Genomic DNA, 26664 nt, shown 5'->3' with positions numbered 1-26664 from the left:
ACCCCAGTCCCATGTCCGGTCTCGTCTCCCCCATCCCCCGCTTCCACCTGGCTGTCCCGGTCGACGACCTGGACGCCGCCCGGCGTTTCTACGGCGAAACGCTCGGCCTGGAACAGGGCCGTAGCGCAGGCACCTGGGTGGACTGGAACCTGCACGGCCACCAGTTCGTCACCCACCTCGCCCCGGCCCGCACCGAACAGATACACAACCCCGTCGACGGCCACGACGTCCCCGTACCGCACTTCGGGCTGATCCTGACCATCGACGCCTTCCACAAGCTCGCCGACCGCCTGCGCGCCGCTGACACCGACTTCGTCATCGAGCCCTACGTGCGCTTCGCAGGCGAAACCGGCGAGCAGTGGACGATGTTCCTGCTCGACCCGGCCGGCAACGCCCTGGAGTTCAAGGCGTTCGCCGACGACTCGCAGGTGTTCGCGAAGCCATGACGCGAGGACCCTGCGGCGCGCCCCGGCCGTGAACTGGCAGGTACCCCAGCTATTACAGGTACCCCAGGCATTAATGGGCTGGTGGCTCACCTACCCGGACAGGCGTAGCGCAGGTCTCGGTCACCTGGCGCCGACGCAACCTGACCCACGTCCCAACCCTCTCGGCGCACGTGCGCCGCAACATCAGACTGGAGACACAACATGTCGAAACCGACCTATGTCGCTGACCATATCGCCATCACCGAAGTGCTGGAAAAGTACAATCAGGGCGTCGCCAAGGCCGACAGCTCGATCATGAAGCCGGCGTTCGCAGAAGAGGCGACGATTTTCGGCGTGGAGAACGGCAAGGTCTCCGGCGGTGCGATCACGGGCCTGTACCAGGGGATCGACAGGGATTTCCGCCCCTCGCCGGAAGGCCGCGCCGTGATCGCCTACATCAACGTGACCGGCACCGCAGCCAATGCCCGTGTCGATACCAACGATGTCTCCAGCCTGTGCTTCACCGACTACTTCAACCTGCTGAAAGTCGATGGCACGTGGACCATCGTCAGCAAGATCTACCACACCAACGACGCACCGAAATCGTAGATGTGAACATGGCCCGGCGTCCGGTCGCAGATAAGTCCGGGCGAGGCGGGCCCCTGACCTGAGATTCCCGGACTTGAGTGAGACGGGTTTCGCAAGGCCATCTCGCTCAAGTCCGGGAAAACGGCCTTCTTGGCCAAATGAGGAGTACGGGCTGGAATTCGGTCCAACGCAGTTCTGCGGGCAGGTGCCGCATGTTGTGGAACAGCGGCGCCCTCGCGCGGACCGGACGGCAGTAGGAGGCGCCGATGGCCCCCATCATCAGCGCCCGACCAGCACACTTCCCTTTTTGTCCATATGAGACTTTAAAGTGCATACTGTTGCATTTGGCGTGTTTCTTCTATGGTCGGAAGTGACAAGACCTCCACTGAACGACAGGGATAATCTTTCGTGTCCGCACACCTTTTTGACCCGCTCACGATCCGCGACGTCACCTTCCGGAATCGGATCGCCATGTCCCCGATGTGCATGCACTCCGCGGACGCCCAGGGGCGCGCCACCGACTTCCACACGGTGCACTACGGCGCGCGTGCACTGGGCGGTGCCGGCCTCGTGATGCTGGAGACGGCGGCGGTGCTGCCCAACGGGCAGATCGGCCCGGGCGACCTTGGCATCTGGAGCGACGACCACGTTGCAGGCCTGTCGGGCATCGCCGAGGTGATCCATCGCTTCGGCGCCAAGGCCGGCGCCCAGATCGGCCACGCGGGGCGGCAGCTCGGCGTGGAGTCCGAGATCGCGGTGGCCCCCTCACCCATTCCCTTCAGTGACGGTTCACGCGTTCCCCAGGAGCTTGGCGTCGGGGACATCAAGGAGGTCATCGAGGCGTTCCGGACTGCGGCGGCACGGGCGAAGGCCGCCGGATTCGACGTGCTCGAGGTGCACACCGCGCACGGCTTCCTGCTCAACGAGTTCCTCTCACCCCTGGCCAACCACCGCACGGATGAGTACGGAGGCAGCCGGGAGAACCGCTACAGGATCGTGCGGGAGACCATCGACGCGGTGCGCGGCGAGTGGGACGGCCCGCTATTCGTCCGCATCTCCTCGACCGACTATGCGGAGGGCGGGAACGTTCCGGAGGACTTCGTCACCTACGGCAGGTGGATGAAGGAGCAGGGCGTCGACCTGATCGACGCCTCATCCGGCGGCATCGCCCCGGTGAAGGTGCAGTCCTACCCGAACTACCAGGTTCCCGCGGCGGACCTGATTCGCAGGGAGGTGGGAATCAAGACCGGTGCTGTCGGCCTGATCGAGAGCGGCCGCCAGGCCGAGGAGATCCTGCAAAACGACCGCGCAGACATCGTGCTGGTCGGCCGGGAGATGCTGAAGGACCCCTTCTGGGCCCGGACAGCCGCGGACGAGCTCCGCGCCGCCATCGAGGTCCCGCTGCAGTACACCCGCTACGGGTCGGCCTGGCAGCGCTCGCAGCCCCCGCTGCCCGCCGCGCCGATGGACGCCACGGTCTCCTAACCGTCTCTGCCCTGGACCCGCAACCACCCCGGGGCAAAGGCACCGAACTCGTTGCGGCCACCCGGCGCCCGGGGCGGCCGAAGAGCTCCCGGCACCGGGCGGCGGACCGGCCTTGTGCCCGGAGGGGATGCCCCTCCGGGCACGAGAAACTCGACAAGGCAGCACGACTCGGAGGTGCCCCATGCCGCGAACACGACCGTTTGACGACCTGCCAGGCTGCGCGATGGAAGCAACAGTCAAGATTATCGGCGGGAAGTGGAAAGGCGTGATCCTTTTCCATCTGCTTGAGGGGACCGTGCGGTTCAACGAGCTGCACCGCCAGGTGCCCGGCATCGCTCCGCGCCTGCTGACCAAGCAACTGCGTGAGCTGGAGGAGGACGGGCTGGTGCAGCGAACTGTCTACCCGGTCGTCCCGCCCAAGGTGGAGTACGCCTTGACCGAGGAAGCACGCTCGATGGAGCCGCTGCTGATCGGACTCAGCAACTGGGGTGAGCAGTGGTTGGCCCGACGTGGCATCGTCCTGCCGGCCGCCAAGGACGCGCAGGAGAAGCCCTCCTCCGCCACGCCGCCAGCGCCGTCCGAGGCTTAGTGGTCGGCTCCGTAAGTCCTTCGGGGGTTGACGTCGGAGGCAGTTCTGTGTCCGGCGTCTGCTCAGATGTCGGGGGCAGCGAGGTGGAGATGGCAGGCACAGTCGAGTGCGTCTGTCCGGGCTGCCGGGGCCGCCGGTTCCGGAGCGAGGTCCTCGCGGTGCGCCACGAACGGGTACGACATCGCGGAGGTGCTGGCCGCGACGGTGGACGAGGCGCTGACCGTCTTCCGGGGCGTACGGCAGATCGCGGCCCGGCTGCAACGGCTCTCGGACGTGGGCCTCGGCTATCTCCCGCTCGGCCGGCCCGCCACCACCATCTCCGGCGGCGAGGCCCAACGCCTCAAGTTGGCAAAGGAGTTGGGCCGCCGCGCGACCGGCCGCACCCTCTACCTCCTCGACGAACCGACCACCGGCCTGCACGCCGCCGACACCGCCCGCCTGCTCGACGTACTCCAACGCCTCGTGGACGCGGGCCACTCGATCGTCACGATCGAGCACCACGTCGACGCCATGCGCGCCTCCGACTGGATCATCGACCTCGGGCCGATGGGCGGCGCCGGGGAGGGCAGGTGGTGGCCGAGGGGACACCTGAGCAGGTCGCGCGGGCGGCGGCAGAGGAGGACGGGGGCGGTTCCCGGACGGGTGGGTCTCTGCGCGAGTCCGAGCCCCATGTCTGAGCCCCATGTCTGAGCCCCATGTCCGAGGCCGATGTCCGAGGCCGATGTCCGAGGCCGATGTCTGAGGCCACACTGCTTCGATTCGGCGGGACAATAAATGCCCGAAAGCCAGGGCCTGTTGCGGTCACAATGCTCCTGTGAAGCATGCCGATGTCCTGAGCGGGCTTGCCGCCAACGCCTCCCTTCCGCCCGAACTCGTCGACCGGCTGATCGAACTCGCGGTCGCCGACACCGACGCCGACTTCACCGATGACCTCGCCGACCGCCCCGACCTCACCCACGCGCAGGCGCTCGCGCTGTACACACGCGTCCCGGAGAGCGGCCCACAGCTCGCGTGCGAGGGCCGGCTGACCGTCGCCGACGTCGATCCGGCAGCCGATCCGGACACCGCTCTCGCTCTGCTCGGCGAGGGGCGCGGCGATCCGGTGTGGGGCCGGGTCCTCGTGGCGGACCCGGATTCCTGGCGTCGGCAGCGGCTGGCCCGGTGTGTGGGCCTGCCGCCCGATGTCGTCGAGACGCTCGCCGCCGGTCCGGATGCGCGGGTGGTGAGGGAACTCGCCCTGTGGACGACGGATCGGGCGCTGGCCACGAGGCTCGCGGGGCATCCGAACGCCGAGGTCCGCAAGTACGCGGCCTGGAACGAGGCAACGCCACCGGCCGTACTGGCGGCACTCCTCGACGACAAGGGACTGCCTCCCGTACAGCGGTGCTCGGTCTGCAGCGTCGAGGAGACCTTCTGCGAGGTGCTGCCGTCCGATGTCTGTGACGGCACGCACGAGACCGCCGTGCACGACGTACGGCACGGGGCCCTGAGCAACCCCGCCACCCCCATCGAGGCCGCGATCCCCTTCGCCGACCACCCGTCGGAGAACCTGCGCTTGGCCCTCGCCGAACACCCCGACCTGCCCCCGGAGGTGAGCCGACGGCTCGCCACGGACCCCGACGTGCGCATCCGGGCCTGCCTCGCCGAGAAGCCGGCCGGCGACGACGCCCTGATGCGCGTACTGGCCGAGGACGAATGCCAGGACGTACGGCGCCGACTCGCGCACAACCCCAACGTGCCCCTCGACGTCCTCGTTCGCCTCATCGCCACCACGAAAATCGGCCCCACCCTGCTACCCCGCGTCGAGGCCGCGTCCCCGGCCGAGGTCGGGAAACTGGCCCACTCGACCGATTCGACCGTACGGATGCTCGTGGCCCTGCGCCGCGACCTGCCCGCCGAGATACGCGACGCCCTCGCCACCGACCCCTACGCGAAGGTGCTCAAGAACATCGCCCCGCACCCCGGCCTCTCCGAGGCGCGACTGCGGGCCATGGTCGACCGGCACGGAGTCCAGGTCCTGGCGGCGGTGGCGGCCAACCCGGACGCGTCCGGGGCACTCCTGGAACACCTCGCCCACCACCGTCCGTCGGTGCACAAGGCGTTCTGCGAAATCGCCGCCCACCCCCACGCGACCCCGCGGGCCCTGCTCGTCTGCCTGACGGACGGCCAGGCGAGGCCCATTGCCGCGGGCCATCCGGCCCTCCCGCCCCAGGTGATCGCGGAGTTGCTCGCCGACGATGACGGTCATGTGGCGAAGGCGGCGGCGGGCAATGCTTCGCTGCCGGGTGCGGTGATGCGAAATCTGGTGCCTTAGCGGTCGGCTCCGTAAGTCCTTCGGGGGTTGATCATGTAGCTGGCTCGGCGGAGGATTCTTCGTGGTGATCGGTGGTGTGCCGGTCGCCCCTGGCCAGCAGATCGTCCAGGTCGTGGGTGGTGACCTTCCACTGGAACGGCTGTGCTGTGGCGTTGTAGCGGTCTTCGAAGGCCCCAAGCCGGTCGGCGACCTGGGCGAGGTCGGTGAAGTCGTTGGGTGAGACGACCTTGCGCTGTACGACGGAGAAGTAGATCTCCACCTGGTTCAACCACGAAGTATGCACGGGGTGTGGACCATCACCGCGTTGGGGAAGGCGGCGGCCAGGCGGTCGGCGGCCTTCTTGCCGCGGTGGGAGGAGCCGTTGTCCACGATCCAGAACACGCGCTTCGCGCTGGCGCAGGGCTCGGTGCTCATGACCTGGGCGACCAGGTTCATGAACGGGTCGATGCCGGTGCGCGGCTCGGTGCGGCCGGACACTTTCGCGGCGTGGACGTCGTAGGCGGCGAGGTAGGCCAGGGCGCCGCCGCGTCCGTAGGTGTGGTTGACGCGCATCGCGCGGGCCTGGCCGGGGGCGAGGGTGGGGTGGCCGCGGCAGCGGGCCTGGATGGAGGTCTTCTCGTCCGCTCTGATGACGTACTCGTCCTCGCCGAGCCGGACGCCTCGCCAGGTGCGGGCGTACAAGCCGAGCACCCGCTCGGCCTTGGTCCGGAAGCCGGGGTCAGTGATGAAGATCCAGGACTGGTGCTGCCAGGGCTTGAGCGCGTCGTCGGTGAGCCAGCGGCGCACGGTGGAGGCGCAGACCGAGCAGGCGATCGCCTGGGCGACGACCTCACGGGCCAGTTCCGGGCACGACCAGCGCGCCAGCGGCACGCCGCTCTCGGCTGGCAGCCGGCAGGCCAGGGCCTTTACCTGGGCCACCTGCAACGCGGTGAACGACGGAGGCCGCCCTGACCGCTCGCGGTCGGACAGACCGGCCGGACCGTGCTCGACGAACCGGCCGCGCCAGCAGCGGACCGTGTCCAGATGCAGCCCCGTCTCACGGGCGATGCGCGCGTTGGAGCGTTCGCGTGCGGCGTGCAGTACCACCTGCGCGCGCATCCGCAGCCGGTGCTCGGTCTTGTGGCCGTAGGCCATCTTCTTCAGTCGCTCGCGCTCGGCGGCGCGCAGGACTATCGGGCGGGCGGCGGTAACGGGCAAGGCAGGCAGGCCGATCGACAGAAGTGGATCATGACAGGCCGAAGCCTGCCGCAACCGGCCCCTCGGGCAGGATGACCGACATGCCCACGCCTTCGGAACACACCCGGCTCTCGGTGGAGGCGCGCCTCGGTGAGCGCGCCCGCACCGCCTGGCCGCAGCTGGAGCGGCTACACATCCGCCACCGGGGAGCCTTCGCCTATGTGGAGGCCGAACTGGCCGACGGCGAACGGGTCAAACTGATGCGACTGCGCTACACCGGCGCGGTCGACAGGTTAGCCAGCACCGAACCAGCACGGGAGTCAGCACCGCACCGTCAAGTCACCCTGAACCACGCGTCCCGGACGGACCCGCTTCGACCACCATCGATCCCCTGAACCGCCTTTCCACGAGCCGGCATGGTGGCCGCGCGCATAGCCGACCCTCGAACTATGTTGTCCCGCCACATGTGCCCCTGACCTGCGGATTCCTACGGTATGGCGACACGAACACGTCCCCGTCAACCGCTTGGAAGTGGTGCCGATGTCCTCCCCCGCGACCGCTCCCCCACCCCCCGCAAGCCTCAAGCGCATCGTCGCCGCCAGCCTCATCGGCACCACCATCGAGTGGTACGACTTCTTCCTCTACGGTTCAGCCGCCGCGCTCGTCTTCAACAAGTTGTTCTTCCCGGACTCCGATCCGCTCGTCGGCACGCTCCTGTCGTTCCTCACCTACGCCGTCGGGTTCGCCGCCCGCCCGCTGGGAGCTCTGGTCTTCGGGCACTACGGCGACCGGCTCGGACGCAAGAAGCTTCTGGTCCTGAGCCTGTTGCTGATGGGCGGGGCGACCTTCGCGATCGGGCTGCTGCCCACGCACGCGACGGTCGGCACCGCCGCGCCCGTCCTGCTGACGGTGCTGCGACTGGTCCAGGGCTTCGCGCTCGGGGGTGAGTGGGGTGGCGCCGTGCTGCTGGTGTCCGAGCACGGGGACGCGCGGCGCCGCGGCTTCTGGGCGTCGTGGCCGCAAACGGGCGCACCCGCCGGGCAGTTGCTCGCGACCGGCGTGCTGTCCCTGCTCACGGCGGTGCTCTCGGACGAGGCCTTCGCCTCCTGGGGCTGGCGGATCCCGTTCCTGCTCTCGGGCGTGCTGGTGCTCGTCGGACTGTGGATCCGACTGTCGGTCGACGAATCCCCCGTCTTCCGGCAGGCGTTGGCACGCGCCGAGGCCCGCAAGGCGGCGCGCACGGCGGACGCCGAGCCGCTGCCGCTGGTGTCGGTGCTGCGGCACCACTGGCGTGACGTGCTGATCGCGATGGGCGCGCGCATGGCGGAGAACATCTCCTACTACGTCATCACCGCGTTCATCCTGGTGTACGCGACCACCTCGGCCGGCGTCTCCAAGCAGACCGCGCTCAACGCCGTCCTCGTCGCGTCCGCCGTGCACTTCGCGGTGATCCCCGCATGGGGCGCGCTGTCCGACCGCGTCGGGCGACGTCCCGTGTACCTGGTGGGCGCGGTCGGCATCGGCCTGTGGATGTTCCCGTTCTTCGCCCTCGTCGACACCGGCGACTTCGGCGGCCTCCTGCCCGCGGTGACCGTCGGCCTGGTGCTGCACGGGGCGATGTACGCGCCGCAGGCCGCCTTCTTCTCCGAGATGTTCGCGACCCGGATGCGCTACTCCGGGGCGTCGATCGGCGCCCAGTTCGCCTCCGTCGCCGCGGGCGCCCCCGCCCCGCTCATCGCCACGGCGCTGCTGGCCGACTACGACAGCTCCACTCCGATCGCCCTGTACGTGATCGCCGCGGCCCTGCTGACGGTCCTGGCGGTGGGGGTCGCCAAGGAGACCCGCCACCGCGACCTCGCCGACGTCGAGCCCTCCGCGGACTCCGAGCCGGCCGGGAAGTCCGGGCTCGCCGTGGAGGCCGGGGCCGACAAGGCCGGGAAGACCTCCAGGGCAGCGGACACACAGACCCTCCCGGCCGACCGCTGATCACACCGACCGACTCCTGATCCGGCTCCGGATCCAAATCCGGCTCCCTCCGAATCCGACTCCGGCTCCCGCTCCGATCTTTCCGGGCAGCGCCGTCCGGGCGGCTCGTTCCGTCGGCGGCGACCCGCTGTACCGACCGCCGTGTGCCGCTCGCGCACACGGCGGTCGGCAGTGCACGGCGGTCAGCGGTACACAGCGGGTCAGCCGCGCACGCGGTCCGCACCGCCCTCAGCGGCGCACGCCATCAGCGACCGGGGGCGGCCAACCGGTGCAGACGCAGGGCCAGGTGGATCTCCAGGGCGCGGGCGGGACTCTGCCAGTCGTCGCCCAGGAGGCGGCCCACACGTTCCAGACGCTGGGCCACCGTGTTGACGTGCACGTGCAGTTCGTCCTTCGTACGGGTCGGGCTCATGCCCGCGGCGAAATAGGCGTCGAGGGTGCGCAGCAGGTCGGTTCCGCGCCGTTCGTCGTAGGCGACGACCCGGCCGATGGTCCGGTCCACGAACCCCCCGACGTCCCGGTCGCCGGCGAGGAGCAGCCCGAGGAAGCCGAAGTCCTCCGCCGCCGCACCGTCGCCCGTGCGGCCGAGCAGCTTGAGGGCGTCGAGACAGCGCCGGCCCTCCTCGTAGGCGGCCACCACCGCGTGCGGTCCGGCGGTGAGGTCGCGGACCGGGGCGGAAGCGCCGACGGTGACCGCCTCGTGGACCGCGGCGCCCAGATGCTGCGCGGTACGGCGGGCCAGCTCCGTGGCGGTGTCGCCGGGCTCCAGGGGCAGCAACAGCACGGTCCCGCCGTCGCGGGCGGCGGCCAGGCCCTTCCGGGTCGCGGCGAGGTGGAAGGCGGCGGACCACAGCCTGCGCCGGGCGGCCGCCTCCTGGTCGGCGTCGGGCGCGGCGGTGCCGAGGCGGGCCGCGAGGACGACGTGGGTCGCGTCGAGGTCGGCGTGCAGCCGGGCCGCCCGCTCGCGCAGCAGGCGGGGATCGCGGTCGCGGGTCTCGAGCAGGTCGTCGAGGAGTTCGCCGCGCACGCGCTGTTCGGCCTCGGCGGCCGAGCGCCTCGCCAGCAGCAGCAGGGACGTCACCATGGCGGCCCGCTCCAGCGTGCGCTGGTCGACCGGGTCGAGGCCCGGGTGGCACCTCAGCACGAGCGCTCCGAACAGCTCCTCGCCGGCCGCCACCGCCGCGATCCAGTCGTCCCGGTGTCGTACGGCGCGGCCTTCCGCCCGGGACGCCTCCAGCGCGCCGGCCGTCGCCGTCTCCGCGAACTCAACGGTCTTGTCGAGCACTTGGGACACCGCGGCGGCCACGTCGTGGACGCCGCCGCCGCGCAGCACGAGTTCGGCCAGCCGGTCGTGGACGTCGGAGGCGCGCTCGATGACGGCACTGCGGTCCCGGATGATCTCGTTGGCGTGTTCCAGACCGGCCAGCGCGGAGCGGGTCTCGGTGAGCAGGTTGGCGGTGTCGATGGCGGCCGCGGCGAGCGCGGCGAAGGAGCCGAGCAGCGCGATCTGCTCCCGTTCGAAGACCCGGGCGCGCCGGTCGGCGGCGAACAGGACGCCGATGACGTTCGGTCCCAGCGTCAGGGGAACCCCGAGGATCGCCACCAGCCCCTCGTCGCGCACGCCCGAGTCGATGGCGTTCGTGTGCCGGAAGCGCTCGTCCTGGAAGTAGTCGTCGGTCACGTACGGTCGCGCCGTCTGGGCGACGAGACCGCCGAGCCCCTCCCCCATGCCGAGGCGGAGCTGCTGGAAGCGGGCGGCCACGGAGCCCTCGGTGACCCGCATGTAGGTGTCGCCCTCGGCCGGGTCGTTCAGGCTGAGGTAGGCGACGTCGGTGCCGAGAAGCGAGCGGGCCCGCTGCACGATCGCGCGCAGGACGGCGTCGAGGTCGCGCAGGCCGGCGAGGTCGTGGGCGGTCTCGAAGAGGGCCGACAGCTCGGCCTCCCTGCGCCGTCGGCCCTCCAGTTCCGCGCGCACCCGCAGGGCGACCCGCTTGGCGTGCTCGAGCGCCGCGATCCGCTCGCCGGAACCTCCTTCGGCGCGCGCCTCCAGCACGGGCCGGTCGTACGCCTCGGCGGCCGCGCCCCGGGCGAGCAGCTCGAGGAACGGCGCGTCGGCGTCGTGGGCGGTGGTGAGGGCCGCGGCGCCCTCCACGTGGTCGCGGGACATGGTCACAGGATTCCTCATCGCCGGGCAGCCCGGTCAGCCCTGTGGAAAACTGCGCCGAGACCGCCTGCCGGGGCCTTGCCCAGGGCGTTCCCCGGGCCTTCCGGACCGCTCGGCGGGCTCAGTGTGCGGTCCAGCCCCCGTCGAGGACCAGCGACGTGCCCGTCACGAACGAGGCCTGCGGGCCGCAGAGGTAGGCGACCGCCTCGGCGACCTCCGCCGGCTCGATGAGCCGCTTGACCGCGCTGTCGCGCAGCAGCACCTCGGCCAGGACCCGCTCCTCGGGGACGCCGTGTGTCCGGGCCTGGTCGGCGAGCTGCCGCTCGACGAGGGGCGTGCGCACATAGCCGGGGTTGACGCAGTTGGAGGTCACCCCGTGGGGTGCGCCTTCGAGGGCGGCGGTCTTGGACAGCCCTTCGAGTCCGTGCTTGGCGGCGACATAGGCCGCCTTGTAGGGCGAGGCACGCAGCCCGTGCACCGAGGACACGTTGACGATGCGGCCCCAGCCCTGCCCGTACATGTGCGGCAGCGCGCCGCGGATGAGACGGAAGGGCGCCTCCAGCATCACGGTGAGCACCGTGTGGAAGACGTCAGGCGGGAACTCCTGGAGCGGAGCCACCCGCTGCAGTCCCGCGTTGTTGACGAGTACGTCGGTCCCGGCGGCGGCGAGTTCGGCGGCGTCCAGATCGGTGAGGTCCAGCACGTGGGGTTCCAGCGAGCCGGGCAGACCGGCCGCGCTGTCGGCGAGCCTCTCCAGACCGCTCGCGTCGCGGTCGACGGCCCGGACCTTGGCCCCGGCGGCAGCGAGCCGTAGCGCGCAGGCCCGTCCGATGCCGCCGGCGGCGCCGGTGACGAGGGCGGTGCGACCACCGAGGTCGAGCGAGGGCGCGGCGGGTCCGGCAGCGACGGCCTGGGGCGAAGTCATGTCTCGACCCTAGGCAGAGCCCCGCGCCGGACCCATGTGGTCAGCACCCATACTTCGTTACGGCGTCGTGGTCTCGAACCATGTGGGTTCGTCGGAGAGTGCCTGCTTGATGCGGAACAGCTGCCGGTCGCGCAACGGCGGCAGGGCGTCCAGCGCGAACCAGCCCACGTCGACGGACTCGTCGTCGTTGACCCGCGCGGCCCCGCTCACGGCCCGGCAGCGGAAGGTGATGTCCATGAACTGGCAGGTGTCGCCGTTGGGGTACTCCACCTGCTTCCCGGCGCGTACGACGACGACGCGCTCGGGAACGCAAGTCACCCCGGCCTCCTCGTAGACCTCGCGCACGGCGCAGTCCGCGGGCTGTTCCCCGGGGTCCGGGATGCCGCTGATCACGGTCCACTGACGGTTGTCCGCACGCTGGCCCAGCAGCACCCGCCCCTCGTCGTCGAAGACGACGGCGCTGACGCCTGGGAGCCAGAGAAGCTGGTGTCCCGCGGAGGCCCGGATCTCGGTGATGAACTCTGGAGTAGGCATGGGCCGACCCTATCCGGGCGTCCGGCCTCGTCCCGGGCCTCCCGCCGCCTCCCGGTCAGCCCGGCGCCTCCCGGTCGGCCCGGCTCCTCCCGGTCGGCCCGCCTCGCCCCGGTCTTCCCGGTCAGGACGCCTCCCCGTCAGCCCGCCGTGCTCCGGCGGGTCCGCAGGCCGGCGCCGATCGCCCATCCGAGGCCGCCCGCGGCGACGAGCACCAGGGCCAACTCGGGGAGGATGCCGAGCTTCGTCGCCGGAGTCTCCGAGGAGCGCAGGGGCACCTTCTGCACCAGGGAGTCCGCCACGAACATGCCGGTCTTCTGGGTGATCTTCCCGTCCGGCATGATGATCGCGCTGACACCGCTGGTCACGGGCACCGTGACGGTCCTGCTGTGCTCCACCGCGCGGACCCGGGACATGGCGAGCTGCTGGTAGGTCATCTCGCTGCGGTCGAAGGTGGCGTTGTTGCTGGGCACGGAGATCAGCTGGGCGCCGTCGGTGACCTCGGAGCGCACGGCCCAGTCGAACGCGGCCTCGTAGCACGTGACCAGGCCGACCTTGGCGTCGTCCATGTCGAACACGCCCGGCTTCGTGCCGCGGCTGAAGTCCTTGCGGACCATCGACGTCCAGTCGCTGTTGATCGCCCCGATGAGCGAGCGCAGCGGAAGGTACTCGCCGAACGGCTGGACCTGTCGCTTGTCGTACGTCTGGGTGGGGCCCTTCACCGGGTCCCAGAGGATCTGCTCGTTGTAGAGCTTGCCGTCCCGCTCGACGACGCCGCCGACCGAGATCGGCGCGCCGATCGCCTTGGCGGCCTTGTCGATGACGGCGGCGGCGTCGGCGTTGGCGAAGGGGTCGACGTCGGAGGAGTTCTCGGGCCACAGCACGAAGTCGGGCCGGGCGACCTTGCCCGCCTCGACCTCGGCGGCCAGCCGCTCCGTCTCGCGCGCGTGGTAGTCGAGCACGGCCCGGCGCTGGGAGTTGAAGTCCAGGCCGAGGCGCGGCACGTTGCCCTGGATGACGGCGACGGTGGCGGTGCCGGCCTGCGCCTTGTCGCTGACCAGCGTGCGGGCCGCCAGCGCGCCGACGACCGGGACGGCCACGCTGAGCAGGGCCACCGCGGCGGCCGACCGCCGCACCTCGCCCGAGCGCCGCCGCTCGAGCACCAGGCGCACGATCTCGTACAGGCCGAAGCCGCACAGGACGACGCCGAAGCTGAGCACGGGGGTGCCGCCGACCGCGGCGAGGGGCAGGAAGACGCCGTCCGCCTGACCGAAGGCGATCTTGCCCCACGGGAAGCCGCGGAAGGGCACACGCGCGCGTGCCGCCTCACCGGCGATCCAGAGCGCGGCCGCCCACAGCGGCCAGGCCGGCAGCTTGGACACGACGGCGACGCCCACGCCGACCAGTGCGACGAAGATCGCCTCGATGGCCACCAGGGCGAGCCAGGGGCCGGGTCCGACCTCGACGCCGGTCCACACCAGGAGCGGCAGCAGGAAGCCCAGCCCGAAGAGGTAACCGAGACCGAATGCGGCCTTCCGGCTGCGCCCCCGCAGCACCCAGCCGAAGACGGCGAAGGCCGGCAGTGCCAGCCACCACACGGTGCGCGGCGGGAAGCTGACGTAGAGCAGCACTCCGGAGAGCGCCGCGGTGGCGGCCGGGACGAGGCGGCGCAGGAGCCGCGCGCCGCGCGAAGCCGGCGCGGCCGAGGGCTCCAGCCGGTCCGGCCGGCCTACGGAAGTTGCGGTGACGGTCACTCCGGGAGTGTACGGCGAGTCACCATTTGGCCGACAGCTCGGTCCGCGGGGGCCGATGACCTGGCCGGCCGGGGCCCCGCGCCCGGCGCACAACCCGGCGCAACTCATCCACAAACGGCCGATCGGCGGTTACGGTGTGGCAGAGCTCCGGTCGTGTGCGGCCGGGGTCCGTCGCGGTTCAGGTCCGTCACGGTCGGGGGGCGACCGGGTTCGGGGGGCGGGGTGGGTTCCACCGGGATGTCGTCCGCGGTCTGCGAGGCCGCGGACAGAGACAGCCGAAACGTTTCGGACGCGCTCGGCGTGACCGTGCTCGGGGCCTGCGCCGTCTGGCCCCTGGTCACCGCCGCGATGCACGGCGGGCGCCCCGAGGGCGTTCTGCTCGCCGTGCTGGCGCTGGCCGCCGGCTATGCGGCGGGGCGGATCACCGGCGTGCTGCTGCCGGTGGCCGCGCCCTGCGCCGGAGCACTGGCCGGGCTGGTGCTGACGGTGACCGTGCGGCTCGGCCCGGGGCCGGAGATCGCCCCGCACCTCGGGCACGCCGGCGCCACCGCCGCGGTGCTGACCCTGTCGGCCGGCGCCGCGTGCTGCGCCGCCTGGGCGACTCCGGTGCCCGCGCAGCGGCTCGCGCTGTGGCTGCTCGCCGTGGGCGTGACGGCCGCCGCGGCCCTCCTGGACTCGACGACGGGTGTGGTGACCTGCTGCGCCGTGCTGTGGTGCGCCCTGACCGCCGGGCGGGTGCGCCACCGGGGTCCGGCGCTCGCCGCGTCGGCCGTGACGGCCGCCCTGGTGACCGGCCTGACCTGGGCCGTCGCCGGGAACGCACTGCCCGGCAAACTCGCCGACCCCCTGACGGACCGGCTGACACCGCACCGCGTCGACCTGTGGCGCGACGCCCTCGGCATGGTGCGGCGCCAGGGCGTCCTCGGTGTGGGCCCGGGGCGCTTCGGCGAGCTGAGCACGACGGCGGCGCAGTCGACACTGTCCGACGGCAAGCCGCACTCGGCGCCGCTGCAGACGGCGGCTGAGCAGGGCGTCGTAGGACTGCTGCTGCTGTCGGCGGTCTTCTGCTGGGTGCTGTTCGCGCTCTGGCGGTCACAGCGCCCGACACCCGTCGTCCTCACCACGGGGGCCACACTGACGGCGCTCACCGCGATCGCCGCGATCGGCAACGCGCTGAGCTTCACCACGGTGTCGGTGGGCGCGGGACTGCTGGCCGGCCTGGCCACCGCTCGACCGCTCGCCGAGGAGCCCGCGCCGCCCGGCGCCCCGTCGACGTCCGGGCGGGACCCGCGACGCGGCGACCGGCCGGCGGCCTGACGCGGCCAGGGCGTGTCGGTCAGCGCGCCGGGCCCGGGGCTCCGGTGCGCAGCCGCTCCCGGATGACGCGGACCGCCGACTCGGCGTCGTCCACGGTGATCGTGAACGTGTGGCCGTCCCACAGCCGCAGCACCACGCCCTCGCCCTTGCGGACGACGACCGCGGTGCCCTTCTCCGGCCGCCAGCGGTAGCCCCAGCCGCCCCAGTGACGAGGGGTGACGTGCGGTTCGAAGTCGGCGCCGGCGACATGCGCCAGCGGGATACGGCGGCGCGGCAGCCCGATGTGGCCGCACCGCACCTCGAGGGACTCCTTGTCGAGCTTGAGGTCGACGTGGACGAAGGCGAGGGTGCCGAAGAGCACCAGCAGCCCCGCGGCGATGCAGCCGACGACGGACATCACGAGCGGGGCGACGCCGGACGTCCAGGCCGACTCGACGGCGAGTTCCACGCCGAGCGCCAGACAGGCGGCCCCGACCAGCGCGAGCAGCCACTGGAAGCGGTTGGTGGCGCGCCCCGTCCAGACGTCGGCATGCGGGGCGGCGGAATGCAGGGCGTCGCGATGCGGGACGTCGGGAAGCGGGATGCTCTCGTCGCGGGGTTGGTCCCTCATATTCATGAGGTTACTCAGGTTTCGCTGCGCCGGTAGTCCGTGGCGCAGGGTGACTGCTCCGCCCGGGGACCCCGCGGCGGGGGTCGGTGCCGGACGGTCACGGAGCGGGGCTGACGGCCTGGAGCAGGCGACCTTCCGCGTAGGCCAGCGCGGGCGCCGGCAGAGCGCCCGGGCGGCCGCTGAGCAGAACCGTCACTGCACCGAGCGCCGCGGCCTCCGGCCCGGGGCGGGCGCCGATCCTGCGCAGCGCCTGCGCGACGACCGCGCCGGCCGATCCGTGCAGGGCGAGCGGCGGCCGGCCGGGACGCTGCACGGCGGCACGGATGCGGTCGGCGACGAGCTCGTAGTGGGTGCAGCCGAGGACGACGGTCGTGACGTCCTCGGGGGTGAGGGCGGCCGCCGCGGCGACCGCGGCGTCGATCGCGGTCTGGTCCGCGTGCTCCACGGCCTCGGCCAGCCCCCAGCAGGGGACCTCGGCGACCGTGACGCCGCCGGCGAAGTCCTCGATCAGGCCCCGCTGATAGGGGCTTCCGGTGGTGGCGGGCGTGGCCCAGATCGCGACCGGGCCGCCGCCGGCCGCGGCCGGCTTGATCGCCGGAACGGTGCCGATCACCGGGATGCCGGGTTCGAGGCTCGCCCGCAGCGCGGGCAGGGCGTGCACGGTCGCCGTGTTGCAGCCCACGATGAGTGCCTCGGGCCGGTGCGCCGCGGCGGCCTCGGCGACCGCCAGCGCCCGCGCGGTGAGGTCCTGCGGGGTGCGCGGCCCCCAGGGCATGCCGTCGGGGTCGAGGGAGAGCACGAGATCGGCGTCCGGCCGCAGGCGCCGTACCGCGGCGGTGGCCGCCAGCAGGCCGATTCCGGAGTCCATGAGCGCGATCTTCACCCGGCCACCATAGACGATGTGCGCCTGCCGCCCCTTCGGGTGGGGAAGACTGCGCACGTGAGCGCCATCGTGTGGATCGCCGCCCTGTCCCTGGCCGCCTGGCTGTGGCTGCTGCTCTGTCAGGGGTTCTTCTGGCGCACGGACATCAGGCTGCCGGACCGGACGGCGCCGCGGGAATGGCCGTCGGTCTGCGTCGTCGTCCCCGCGCGCGACGAGGCGGCGGTGCTGCCCGCGAGCCTGCCCTCGCTCCTCGCCCAGGACTATCCGGGACCGGCCGAGGTCTTCCTCGTCGACGACGGCAGCCGCGACGGCACGGGAGACCTGGCGCGCGCCCTCGCCGCGCGGCACGGCGGGCTCCCGCTGACCGTGGACTCTCCCGGTGAACCGCCCGCGGGCTGGACCGGGAAGCTGTGGGCGGTGCGGCACGGGATCAGCCTGGCACGCGCGCGTGAGCCCGAGTACCTCCTCCTCACGGACGCGGACATCGCGCACGCGCCCGACAGTCTGCGGGAGCTGGTGGCGGCGGCCCGCACCGGCGGCTTCGACGCCGTCTCCCAGATGGCTCGGCTGCGGGTGGAGAGTCCGTGGGAGCGACTGGTGGTGCCGGCGTTCGTCTACTTCTTCGCCCAGCTGTACCCGTTCCGCCGGATCGGCAGGCGCGGTGCGCGCACGGCGGCCGCGGCGGGCGGCTGCGTCCTGCTGCGCGCCGAGACGGCCGAGCGGGCGCGGATCCCTGACGCCATCCGGCAGGCGGTCATCGACGACGTGGCGCTCGCACGGGCCGTGAAGGGCGCGGGCGGGCACATCTGGCTGGGGCTGGCCGACCGGGTGGACAGCGTGCGGCCGTACCCGACGCTGCACGACCTGTGGCGGATGGTGTCGCGCAGCGCGTACGCGCAACTGCGCCACAGCCCGGCCCTGCTGCTCGGCACGGTGCTCGGCCTGGCGCTGGTGTACCTGGTCCCGCCGCTCGCCGTCCTCTTCGGGCTCGCGGCCGGCAGCGCGCCGACGGCGGTGTGCGGCGCGCTGGCGTGGCTGGTCATGGCGGGGACGTACATCCCGATGCTGCGCCACTACCGGCAGCCGCTGTGGCTCGCCCCCCTGCTGCCGTTCACCGCGTTCCTCTATCTGCTGATGACGGTCGACTCCGCCGTGCAGCACTACCGGGGGCGCGGTGCGGCCTGGAAGGGCCGCACCTACGCACGTCCGGACGCCGTCGCCGACGAGGGCTGAACCGCCCCGGGACCCCGCCGGGGCCCTATTTGCGGCCCGGCGTCCAGTTCATGCCCCAGCCGTAGGCGTGGTCGACGGTCCGCTGCGGGCTCACGCCGCGCTCGGGCACCAGGTAGCGGGCCTCGCGCTGGACGACGAGGTCACCGCCCTGGTTGGTGATGAGCGCCAGCGCGCAGACGGTCGACGGGACGGTGCACTCGTCCAGGGAGAAGTCGACCGGAGCGCCGAACTGGGGCTGCAGCGTGACCGTGGCGTGCAGGTCGGCGAACGAGCGAGCCCCCTCGTAGATGGTCACGAAGACCAGGATGCGCCGGAAGTCGTTCTTGCGGTCGAGATTGACCGTGAGGTTCTCGCCGCTCGACACGGCGCCCGTGCGGTCGTCACCGTCGAGGTGGATGTACGGCGGCTGGTGCAGCGACCCGAAGGCGTTGCCGAGCGCCTGGACCACGCCCTTGCGGCCGTCGGCGAGTTCGAACAGGGCGCACAGGTCGAGGTCGAGGTCGTTGTGCATCGCGACCGCCCGCCCGCGCTTGCTGCCCCACCCGGAGAACTGCTTGCGCACCTCCCAGTTGAGGTTGACGCGCAGGGCGCCCGACGTGCCGCCCTGTTTGGTCAGGGACACCGACGGGGCGGCCTTGGTGAGCGTCACCTTGGTCAGCCTGACCGGCGCGCCCGGCACCGCGGGCGGGGCGGGCGGGGGCGGCGGCGGGGCCTGGTGGACGGGCGGTGGCACGGTGACGGGGAAGGCGGGCATGGTCGGCTGCTGGGGCGGCGGCGTCGGGGTCACGGGGGCGGGCGCCGGCGGAACGGGGGCCGCGGTGTGCTGGGGCTCGTCCACGGTGATGCCGAAGTCCGTGGCCAGACCCTCGAGACCGCTGCCGTAGCCCTGGCCGACGGCGCGGAACTTCCAGGCGCCCTGACGTCGGTAGAACTCGCCCAGCACGAAAGCGGTTTCGACCGTGGCGCCCGTGCTGTCGAACCGCGCAACCACCGCGCCCTGCGCCGCGTCCCGCACCTCGATGTAGAGGTCGGGGACCTGGCCGAAGGAGCCGCCGTCCGACGAGGCGGCGAGGACGACGGTCTCGATCGAGGGCTCCACGCGCGCGAGGTCGACGAGGATGCCGTCCGTCACCCGGCCCCCGGCATCGCGTTTGCCCTCGTGGCGGACGGCGCCGGAGGAGTGCGCGGGCTGGTTGTAGAAGACGAAGTCGGCGTCGGAACGGACCTTTCCGCCCAGCAGCAGAAGCGCCGACGCGTCCGCGTCGGGAACGCCCGGGCCGGAGCGCCAGCCCAGCTCCACGCGCAGCGCCGTGGTCGGCACCGGGACATTGGACCCCTTCGACATTGACATGTACGCCCCCCTCGCGTGTCGGTGCACCGGGCCGTAGGTCCCGGCGCCCCTCGGGTTGTCTACCGGCCAACCTATTCCGAGGGACGGCGGACGCCCATCGGGAGCGCACGATCAGCCCTGACCAACCCCCGGTAACCCACCCGGAACTCGGCCTTTACACGATCTACGCGCCGTTTGCCGTCCCTTTTTCCCACGTTCGCTCGCATTGGGGATCCGAGGCTCCTACCGACACGGAAATCAACCCTCTTATCGGTCTCCCCAACCAGCACATCGTGGGCTTACCTTATGTGCCATGACCTCCCCCCGCTCCACCTACGGAGGCGGCTACTACTCCGCCTTCCCGGACACTCCGATCTACGACTCGCTCGTGGCCGAGCGGGGCACCCCGCAGATCGCTCCGATCCGGGTCCCCGCCGCGTACGACATGGGCGGCAACAACCTGCCCGCGTTGCCGTCGGCGCTGCCCGCCCTTCCGGCAGGCCCGTCCCAGCAGTCCTACGGCTACCCGCAGGCGCAGCAGCCCGCGCCGCTGCAGCAGGCCCCGGCGGCCTACATCCCGCCGCAGGCCGTCGCGCCGCGCGGCTACCCCGGCCCCCAGATGCAGCAGCAGCCGCGTCCCGCGGGTCCCGGGATGAACTACGAGGCGATGCGCCCGGCCGCGCCTCGGCCCGCCGCGCCCCAGTACCAGGATCCGTACAACCAGCAGCAGTACCGCGGTTACTGAGCCGATCGGGGTCACCGGCGCCACCTGGCAAAATGGCCCCATGCCTCTCGCGGAACTGCTGTCGATCCACGTCCACCCGGTCAAGGCGTTGCGGGGCCAGGCGCCCCGTGAGGCCGTCGTGGAGCCCTGGGGCCTTGCCGGGGACCGGCGCTGGGCACTGATCGACGACGGGGGAAAGGTCGTCACCCAACGCCAGCAGCCGCGCCTCGCACTGGCCGCCGCCGAGCTCATGCCCGGCGGCGGCGTGCGTCTGTCCGCGCCCGGTCGGCCATCGCTGACGGTCCCCGTGCCCGATCCCGCGGCCACGGTGTCGATGGAGATCTTCCGCGACAAGGTGGAGGGGGTCCTCGCCGACACCGCCGCGCACGCCTGGTGCAGTGCCTACCTCGACGCGGACGTACGGCTGGTGCACATGGACGATCCCGCCACCCGCAGGCCCGTCGACCCGGCGTACGCGCTGCCCGGCGAGACCGTCGCGTTCGCCGACGGATATCCGCTGCTGGTCACCACCACCGCGTCCCTCGACGCCCTCAACTCACTCGTCGCGAACGGCGAGCACGCCGCCGAGGGGCCGTTGCCGATGAACCGTTTCCGGCCGAACCTGGTCGTGTCGGGCACCGAGGCGTGGTCCGAGGACGGCTGGTCACGTCTGGCGGTCGGCGAGGTGGAGTTCCGGGTCGCCAAACCGTGCGGACGGTGCGTGGTCACCACCACCGACCAGGACACCGCGGCGCGCGGCAAGGAGCCGCTGCACGCCCTCGGACGACACCGGCGCATCGGCAGCGCGCTGGTCTTCGGCCAGAACCTGGTGCCCCTGTCCCGCGGCACGATCAGGATCGGCGATCCGGTGCGCGTCACCGGCTGAGGTCCGTAGTGGTCCGGCCCGCTCCCCCCGGTCACGGCCGGGACGACCGGCGGGAACCCCTGCCCGGCTCCGGGGCGTTGGAAGGGCGTGAGCGGTTCATGAGGGCTCCTCGGCCCTGGTGATTTCGCTCTCTCTTTCACGGGACGCGCGTGCGAACGGCTCCGACGGGGGGTTGTCTCGGAGCGGGAAGGGGGTGCGGTCGATGCGAGCGATCGGCGGAATCTGGCGATGGCGGCACAACCCGCTGTGCCGCGGAACGGATCTGGTGGAGGCGTGGGTGGCCCTGTCGGCGCTGCTCCTGATCCTCCTCGTCGCGCCCGTGGCGGGCTCCGTCGTCGGCGCCCTGGCACAGGACGCTCTGCAACAGTCGGTCCGTGCGCAGCACGCGTCGCGCCACGAGGTCACGGCCACCGTGGTGCGCAGGGCGACCGGTTCACCGCTGGACGTGGATCCGGAGACGACCACCGGCCGGGAGACGCGGACCCGGGTCGTCGCCGACTGGACCGCGCCGGACGGCGCCGCACAGCACGGCACGGTCCTCGCGGGTCTCCGAACCCCGCACCCCGGCGACCGCTTCGCGATATGGACGGACGGACACGGCCGCCTCGTGGCCCGTCCCCTGGACTCCGCCACCGCCACGACGCACGCCGTGCTCGCCGGCTTCGGCGCGGCCCTGTTCACCGCGGGCGCCGTGGAGGGCAGCCGACGGCTGGTCGTCTGGCGCATGGTCCGCCGCCGGCACGCCCGTTGGGACCGGGCCTGGGAGCGCGCGGGCCCGGACTGGGGGCGCACCGGCGCCGGCAGCTGACGGCCTTTCGCCTCTGGTCAACCCACTGCCCGCGCGCACGCTACGGTGGTCCGGCCGAAGCTTTCGGCATCAACCCGCGTACCACGAGGTGGGGGCACAGCAACGCCATGGCACAGGGCACGGTCCAGGTGACGCACACCGGCACATCGCGGTGGCGGCGCCGCACGGGTGAGTACGCATCGCTCGCCGCAGCCCTGGAGGCCGCGGCGGAGGGCGACGTCCTCACCATCGCTCCCGGTACGTACCGGGAGAACCTGGTCGTGGAGCGGTCGGTGACCCTGCGCGGTCCCGAGGGCTCCCCCGGCTCCGTGCGGCTGGCTCCGGTGGACGGGGTGCCGCTGACGGTCCGGGCCTCGGCCGTGGTGCAGGACCTGCACGTGGAGGGCCAGGACGCGGCCGCGCCCGCGGTGCTGGTCGAGGAGGGCACGCCGGAGCTGCTGGACCTGCGGATCGTCACCCGGTCCGCGGCGGGCATCGAGGTGCGCGGCAGCGCCCGCCCCACGGTGCGGCGGTGCACCGTCGACAACCCGGCGGGCATCGGCATCGCCGTGGTCGACGGCGGCGGAGGCGTGTTCGAGGAGTGTGAGGTCCTCGCGGCCGGCCAGGCCGGCGTCGCGGTCCGCGGCGGCGCGCGTCCCCGGCTCGAGCGCTGCCGTGTGCACCACACCGCGGGCGCGGGACTGAGCGCGACCGGCGACCACACCGCGCTCGAGGCCGTGGGCTGCGAGGTGTACGAGGTCAGGGGCAGCGGCGTCCAGGTCAGCGCGCGGGCCACGGCCCATCTCACCGACTGCGATGTGCACCGCACCACCGCCGACGGCGTCACCCTCGACACCGACGCCGTGCTCACCCTGGCCGACTGCCGCATCCACGACATCCCGGAGAACGCGGTCGACCTGCGCTCCCGTTCCGTCCTGACGCTGACCCGCACGACGGTGCGTCAGTTCGGGCGCAACGGGCTGTCGGTCTGGGACCCTGGCACGCGCGTGGACGCCAACCAGTGCGAGATCTTCGACAGCACCGGCGACTACCCGGCCGTCTGGGTCAGCGACGGCGCCACCGCGGTGCTGGACTCCTGCCGGGTGCACGACGTGCCGGACGCGCTGTTCGTCCTCGACCGCGGCTCCCGTGCGGACGTCGTCGACAGCGACCTCTCCCAGGTGCGCAACACCGCGGTGTCGGTGAGCGACGGTGCGACGGCCCAGCTCGACGACTGCCGGATCCGGGACGCGGCCACCGGCGCCTGGTTCCGCGACCACGGCAGCGGCGGCACCCTCGACAACTGCACCATCGACGGCACGCAGACGGGCGTGATCGTCACCAAGGGCGCCGACCCGACCGTCGAGCGCTGCACGGTCGACTCCCCCGCCGAGGCCGGGTTCTACGTGTCGGCCGGCGGTCGCGGAAGCTTCCTGAACTGCCGGGTGACCAACAGCGGGGGCTATGGCTTCCACGTGATAGACGGCAGCCGCACGACGCTGCGCAAGTGCCGGACCGAGCGCTGTGCGCGCGGCGGCTACGAGTTCGCCGACGCCGGTACGGAATCCGCGTCCGGTTCCGCGCCCGTGGTCGAGGACTGCAGCAGCGACGAGAGTGCGGGAGTGCGCACGCCGGGGGCCCCGACGGCCCTGGAGACCGTCGTCCAGACGACCGTCCAGGCCCCGGGCCTGCTCGGAGTGCTGCCCGAACAGCGCGTCGCCGTGCCGGAACCGCAGCCGGCCGCGCCGGATCCGCAGACGTCGGCGCGGACCTCTCAGGACGTGCTCGGCGAGTTGGACACCCTGGTCGGTCTGGACAGCGTCAAGCGCGAGGTGCGGGCCCTCATCGACATGATCGAGGTGGGCCGGCGCCGTCAGCAGGCGGGGCTCAAGGCGGCGTCCGTCAAGCGCCACCTGGTCTTCACCGGCTCTCCCGGCACCGGCAAGACGACGGTCGCGCGCCTGTACGGCGAGATCCTCGCCGCTCTCGCCGTGCTGGAGAAGGGCCATCTCGTCGAGGTGTCCCGGGTGGACCTGGTCGGCGAGCACATCGGTTCGACGGCGATCCGCACCCAGGAGGCGTTCCAGCGGGCGCACGGCGGCGTGCTGTTCATCGACGAGGCGTACGCGCTGTCGCCGGAGGACGCCGGCCGGGACTTCGGCAAGGAGGCCATCGACACCCTGGTGAAGCTGATGGAGGACCACCGCGACTCCGTCGTCGTGATCGTCGCGGGTTACACGGCGGAGATGGAGCGGTTCCTGTCGGTCAACCCCGGTGTGGCGTCCCGTTTCTCACGGACCATCACCTTCGGCGACTACGGCCCGGACGAGCTGCTGCGGATCGTGCAGCAGCAGGCCGAGGAGCACGAGTACCGGCTCGGTCCGGGTGCCGCGGACGCCCTGCTGAAGTACTTCACGGAACTCCCGAAGGGTCCCGCCTTCGGCAACGGCCGCACCGCCCGCCAGACGTTCGAGGCGATGGTGGAGCGGCATGCGAGCCGCGTCGCGCAGGTGGCGGAGCCCAGCACGGACGACCTCACCCTGCTGTACGCGGAGGATCTGCCGGAACTGCCCTGACGGTTCACGACCGCTGTACCGGCACCTCGCCGGCGGGCGTCCCGGGCCGCAGCCGCCCCAGCAGCAGTTCGCGCTCCTCGGCGAACGCCGGGTCGGCCTGGTAGTCGGAATGCCCGAGGACGGGCGTGGGCAGCGGATGGTCCTCGCTGCGGCCGTACGCCAGGGGGTCGGCGAGCGGCTCACGGTCCACCCGGGGGCCGCAGCCGTCGCCGGACAGCCGCACGGGCCCGCCGATGGGATCGGTCCGCCGGTACAGGTTGCGCCAGCAGTCGATGTCCTCGTGCAGGGCGGCCAGCGCGGCCGGTCCGAAGTGGGCGGGAAACCAGCGGCCGTAGAGGCGCTCGATCGGGGAGCCGTAGGTGAGCAGGGCGACGCGGGCGCGGTCGGAGGGTTTCAGCTGCCAGGCCGCCGCGGCCGCGAGGACGCTGCCCTGGGAGTGGCCGGAGATGACCAGCCGTCCGCCCGTGGCACGCGTCCAGGTGGCCATGCGCCAGGTCAGGTCGGGCACCGCGCGCTCCGCGTAGCAGGGCGGGGCGAAGGGGTGCGCGGCGCGCGGCCAGAACGTGCCGACGTCCCAGAGGATGCCGATCGTGCGCCGCGCGGAGACGTCCTTGTAGGCGCGCCGGCCCCAGGTCACGAAGAGGAGGAAGCCGAGTCCGATCAGCCAGGAGCCCACCGCCTGGGCGGTCTGGGCGGCGCCCTGCACGAAGGGCTGAGCCGTCTGCGCGGCGCGGGCCGGGGTCCGTCCGGTGCCGAAGGCGCCGACGAGCGCGCCCGCGCCGAGGAGCAGGGTCGCGGTGGCGACGACGGCGACGAGGAGCGGGCCGCGGTCGGTGAGGGCGGCCGTCGCACGGGCCCGGGCGATGAGCCGGGTGCGCGCCGCGTCGCCCGGGCGCACCCCGTACGTCCGGAGCACCTCCTTCTCCTCGGCCCGGATCAGCAGCAGGGTGCGCCGGGCGAGCAGCGCGCACAGCGCCAGCACCACCGCGAGCAGCACCGGGATGACGGCCGCCTGCCAGGTCAGCAGCACCGGCGGGCCGTCGAGGGAGGTCCCGGCGCCGTCGAGCCAGTCCGACACCCGCTGCGACACCCCGCCGGACATGACGCCGCCCAGCGCGCAGGCCAGCATCGCGACGGCGGGACCGCCGAGGCCGTGCAGCGCGCAGCGCTCCGTCGGCGCGCCGGGCCCGCGCCTTCGCGGACAGTGGTGCAGGCCGCGGGCGACGACGGCGAGGGCGATCACCAGGGCGCCCTGGGCGAGGGCCAGTGCGCCGAAGGTCGCGTCGCCCGGCAGCCGGCCCTCGGAACTCCAGCCCGGGCGGTCCCATCCGGCGTACACGAGGGTGAGGGCGAGCAGCACGAGGGCGGCCGACGGCAGCGCGCGTACGAGGTGCGCATCGACGCGCCGGTCGAGTCGGCGCTCGCTGCGGCCCCGGCGGCACACCACCCACACCGTGGCCACCGCGCCCACGGCCAGGGACGCCTCCAGGGCGCGGCCCAGCAGGTCGAGATGGGCGGGGCCGCCGGGCCTGCGGTCCTCGCGCACGGCCGCCGTGCCCACCGCTGCGGCGACCGTCAGCAGGCCGGCCGCGGTGTGCGCGGCGCGGAGCCGGGCGACCAGGCGTCGTCCGTACCAGAAGCCGGGCCGGCCGAGCGCGGTGTGCGCGGGGCCGGTCTCGGGCTCGGGCGCGCGGTCCAGGGGTTCCTGGGACTCGTACGCCCGCCAGGTGCGGTGGGAGAGGTACCACAGGAGCGCGGTGAGCGCGGTGGGCAGCAGGGCGGCGAGGGCGAGACGGCGGCCCGGCAGGCTCCACCAGCCGCCGTCCGAGACGGTCGGCGACAGGAAGCCCAGCCAGGTGTGGCGTTCGGCGCAGGCGGTCGTGCCCGCGCACTGCCAGGCCGTCAGGTCGAGGGCGACCTCGCAGGCCGCGGCCACCAGCAGCACCGTCAGGCTCAGCGCCGCGAGCCGCACCAGCAGGCCGTACAGCCGCACCGCGCGCGTGCGCTCCCGTGCGGCGGGGCGCATCCAGTGGGCGAGGTTGACGACCATGAACGGCAACAGCAGCAGCCACAGGGCGCGGGTGCCGTTGCCGGACGTGAGGTTGGACCACACGTACGCCTCGGGGACCGGTACGCCGCGGCCGCGGTCGACGCCGGGTCCGGTGTCGGCGGCGACGTCGTCGGCGCGCCGGTAGACGGCCGCCGTCCCGTCGCCGGTGATCCGCACGGTGCGCGGATCGTTCAGCATCTTCTCGGGCGTGGCCCCGCCCACGCCGTGGACCAGGAGTTCCAGGGCGGCTCCGCCCGAAGAGGCAGGTTTCACGATGCGCACTTCCCCCATGACACGCCTTCGGATGTGTCCGTGCGGGCATAAGGATCGC

General features: G+C 72.5%; 24 protein-coding genes. 14 read left to right on the top strand and 10 right to left on the bottom strand.

Going from position 1 to position 26664, the window contains the following annotated elements:
• Positions 1–11: 11 nt before the first annotated feature.
• The 6 genes from OHS82_RS37845 to OHS82_RS37820 all read left to right on the top strand — a co-directional run bounded on the left by OHS82_RS37845 (position 12) and on the right by OHS82_RS37820 (position 5401).
• A complete protein-coding gene (locus OHS82_RS37845; protein ID WP_328435480.1) occupies positions 12–446 on the top strand; it encodes a VOC family protein in 435 nt (144 codons plus the stop codon).
• Between the two features lie 201 nt (positions 447–647).
• Positions 648–1034: a nuclear transport factor 2 family protein gene (locus OHS82_RS37840; RefSeq protein WP_328435479.1), complete on the top strand. Its 387-nt coding sequence runs from the start codon at positions 648–650 to the stop codon at positions 1032–1034.
• Between the two features lie 387 nt (positions 1035–1421).
• Entirely contained in the window at positions 1422–2498 is a 1077-nt protein-coding gene (gene namA / locus OHS82_RS37835; RefSeq protein WP_057582496.1) for an NADPH dehydrogenase NamA, read from the top strand.
• A gap of 265 nt (positions 2499–2763) precedes the next feature.
• Positions 2764–3087, top strand: coding sequence for a winged helix-turn-helix transcriptional regulator (locus OHS82_RS37830; protein ID WP_443061819.1), 324 nt, complete (start codon positions 2764–2766; stop codon positions 3085–3087).
• A gap of 189 nt (positions 3088–3276) precedes the next feature.
• Positions 3277–3777 (top strand): hypothetical protein, encoded by a 501-nt coding sequence (locus tag OHS82_RS37825; RefSeq protein WP_328435477.1) that lies wholly within the window; start codon positions 3277–3279, stop codon positions 3775–3777.
• A gap of 124 nt (positions 3778–3901) precedes the next feature.
• Positions 3902–5401 carry a hypothetical protein gene (locus OHS82_RS37820; RefSeq protein ID WP_328435476.1) on the top strand — a complete coding sequence of 500 codons (1500 nt, stop codon included), beginning with the start codon at positions 3902–3904 and terminating at the stop codon, positions 5399–5401.
• A 31-nt stretch (positions 5402–5432) separates the two neighbouring features.
• Here the strand turns inward: OHS82_RS37820 and OHS82_RS37815 are convergent, their stop codons facing one another.
• Together OHS82_RS37815 and OHS82_RS37810 are read right to left on the bottom strand one after the other, a co-directional pair.
• On the bottom strand, positions 5433–5669 hold the full coding sequence (locus OHS82_RS37815; protein ID WP_328435475.1) for a hypothetical protein: 237 nt from the start codon (positions 5667–5669) through the stop codon (positions 5433–5435).
• The gene (locus tag OHS82_RS37810) at positions 5666–6598 is read right to left on the bottom strand and encodes an IS630 family transposase (protein ID WP_328435474.1); all 933 of its coding nucleotides are present in this window, start codon (positions 6596–6598) and stop codon (positions 5666–5668) included. Before OHS82_RS37810 ends, OHS82_RS37815 begins: the two co-directional genes overlap by 4 nt.
• Positions 6599–6678: 80 nt before the next feature.
• Between OHS82_RS37810 and OHS82_RS37805 the strand changes: the two genes are divergently transcribed.
• Together OHS82_RS37805 and OHS82_RS37800 are read left to right on the top strand one after the other, a co-directional pair.
• Complete coding sequence (locus tag OHS82_RS37805; protein ID WP_057582501.1) at positions 6679–6972, top strand: hypothetical protein; 294 nt, start codon at positions 6679–6681, stop codon at positions 6970–6972.
• 145 nt (positions 6973–7117) lie between these two features.
• On the top strand, positions 7118–8563 hold the full coding sequence (locus OHS82_RS37800; protein WP_328435473.1) for an MFS transporter: 1446 nt from the start codon (positions 7118–7120) through the stop codon (positions 8561–8563).
• A 244-nt stretch (positions 8564–8807) separates the two neighbouring features.
• Here OHS82_RS37800 and OHS82_RS37795 read toward each other — a convergent pair whose 3' ends face one another.
• The 4 genes from OHS82_RS37795 to lnt all read right to left on the bottom strand — a co-directional run bounded on the left by OHS82_RS37795 (position 8808) and on the right by lnt (position 13937).
• Positions 8808–10730 carry a helix-turn-helix domain-containing protein gene (locus OHS82_RS37795; RefSeq protein WP_328435472.1) on the bottom strand — a complete coding sequence of 641 codons (1923 nt, stop codon included), beginning with the start codon at positions 10728–10730 and terminating at the stop codon, positions 8808–8810.
• Positions 10731–10848: 118 nt separating this feature from the next.
• The gene (locus tag OHS82_RS37790; RefSeq protein WP_057582504.1) at positions 10849–11652 is read right to left on the bottom strand and encodes a 3-hydroxybutyrate dehydrogenase; all 804 of its coding nucleotides are present in this window, start codon (positions 11650–11652) and stop codon (positions 10849–10851) included.
• A gap of 57 nt (positions 11653–11709) precedes the next feature.
• Positions 11710–12186 carry an NUDIX hydrolase gene (locus OHS82_RS37785; RefSeq protein WP_057582505.1) on the bottom strand — a complete coding sequence of 159 codons (477 nt, stop codon included), beginning with the start codon at positions 12184–12186 and terminating at the stop codon, positions 11710–11712.
• Positions 12187–12323: 137 nt separating this feature from the next.
• Positions 12324–13937 carry an apolipoprotein N-acyltransferase gene (gene lnt / locus OHS82_RS37780; protein WP_057582506.1) on the bottom strand — a complete coding sequence of 538 codons (1614 nt, stop codon included), beginning with the start codon at positions 13935–13937 and terminating at the stop codon, positions 12324–12326.
• Between the two features lie 300 nt (positions 13938–14237).
• Between lnt and OHS82_RS37775 the strand changes: the two genes are divergently transcribed.
• Positions 14238–15254, top strand: coding sequence for an O-antigen ligase family protein (locus OHS82_RS37775; protein ID WP_328435471.1), 1017 nt, complete (start codon positions 14238–14240; stop codon positions 15252–15254).
• Between the two features lie 19 nt (positions 15255–15273).
• On the opposite strand, the gene OHS82_RS37770 is transcribed toward OHS82_RS37775, so the two are convergent.
• On the bottom strand, positions 15274–15864 hold the full coding sequence (locus OHS82_RS37770) for a hypothetical protein (RefSeq protein WP_328435470.1): 591 nt from the start codon (positions 15862–15864) through the stop codon (positions 15274–15276).
• Between the two features lie 97 nt (positions 15865–15961).
• Entirely contained in the window at positions 15962–16747 is a 786-nt protein-coding gene (locus tag OHS82_RS37765) for a glutamate racemase (RefSeq protein WP_328435469.1), read from the bottom strand.
• Positions 16748–16786: 39 nt separating this feature from the next.
• Here OHS82_RS37765 and OHS82_RS37760 point away from each other — a divergent pair, with 39 nt between their 5' ends.
• On the top strand, positions 16787–17980 hold the full coding sequence (locus OHS82_RS37760; protein WP_328436153.1) for a glycosyltransferase: 1194 nt from the start codon (positions 16787–16789) through the stop codon (positions 17978–17980).
• A 25-nt stretch (positions 17981–18005) separates the two neighbouring features.
• Here OHS82_RS37760 and OHS82_RS37755 read toward each other — a convergent pair whose 3' ends face one another.
• Positions 18006–19325: a TerD family protein gene (locus tag OHS82_RS37755; RefSeq protein ID WP_057582510.1), complete on the bottom strand. Its 1320-nt coding sequence runs from the start codon at positions 19323–19325 to the stop codon at positions 18006–18008.
• A gap of 298 nt (positions 19326–19623) precedes the next feature.
• On the opposite strand from OHS82_RS37755, the gene OHS82_RS37750 reads away from it, so the two are divergent.
• From OHS82_RS37750 to OHS82_RS37735, 4 genes are all read left to right on the top strand, one after another.
• A complete protein-coding gene (locus OHS82_RS37750; RefSeq protein ID WP_057582511.1) occupies positions 19624–20055 on the top strand; it encodes a DUF6643 family protein in 432 nt (143 codons plus the stop codon).
• A gap of 40 nt (positions 20056–20095) precedes the next feature.
• The gene (locus tag OHS82_RS37745) at positions 20096–20920 is read left to right on the top strand and encodes an MOSC domain-containing protein (protein WP_328435468.1); all 825 of its coding nucleotides are present in this window, start codon (positions 20096–20098) and stop codon (positions 20918–20920) included.
• Positions 20921–21122: 202 nt separating this feature from the next.
• Positions 21123–21728, top strand: coding sequence for an Rv1733c family protein (locus OHS82_RS37740; protein WP_057582670.1), 606 nt, complete (start codon positions 21123–21125; stop codon positions 21726–21728).
• 107 nt (positions 21729–21835) lie between these two features.
• On the top strand, positions 21836–24283 hold the full coding sequence (locus tag OHS82_RS37735; RefSeq protein ID WP_057582513.1) for a right-handed parallel beta-helix repeat-containing protein: 2448 nt from the start codon (positions 21836–21838) through the stop codon (positions 24281–24283).
• Between the two features lie 4 nt (positions 24284–24287).
• Here OHS82_RS37735 and OHS82_RS37730 read toward each other — a convergent pair whose 3' ends face one another.
• Positions 24288–26606: a lipase family protein gene (locus OHS82_RS37730; RefSeq protein ID WP_242433368.1), complete on the bottom strand. Its 2319-nt coding sequence runs from the start codon at positions 26604–26606 to the stop codon at positions 24288–24290.
• Between the last annotated feature and the right edge of the window lie 58 nt (positions 26607–26664).

This window comes from Streptomyces sp. NBC_00425, assembly GCF_036030735.1.
GTDB lineage: Bacteria > Actinomycetota > Actinomycetes > Streptomycetales > Streptomycetaceae > Streptomyces.
This window is presented reverse-complemented; position numbering and strand designations above follow the sequence as displayed.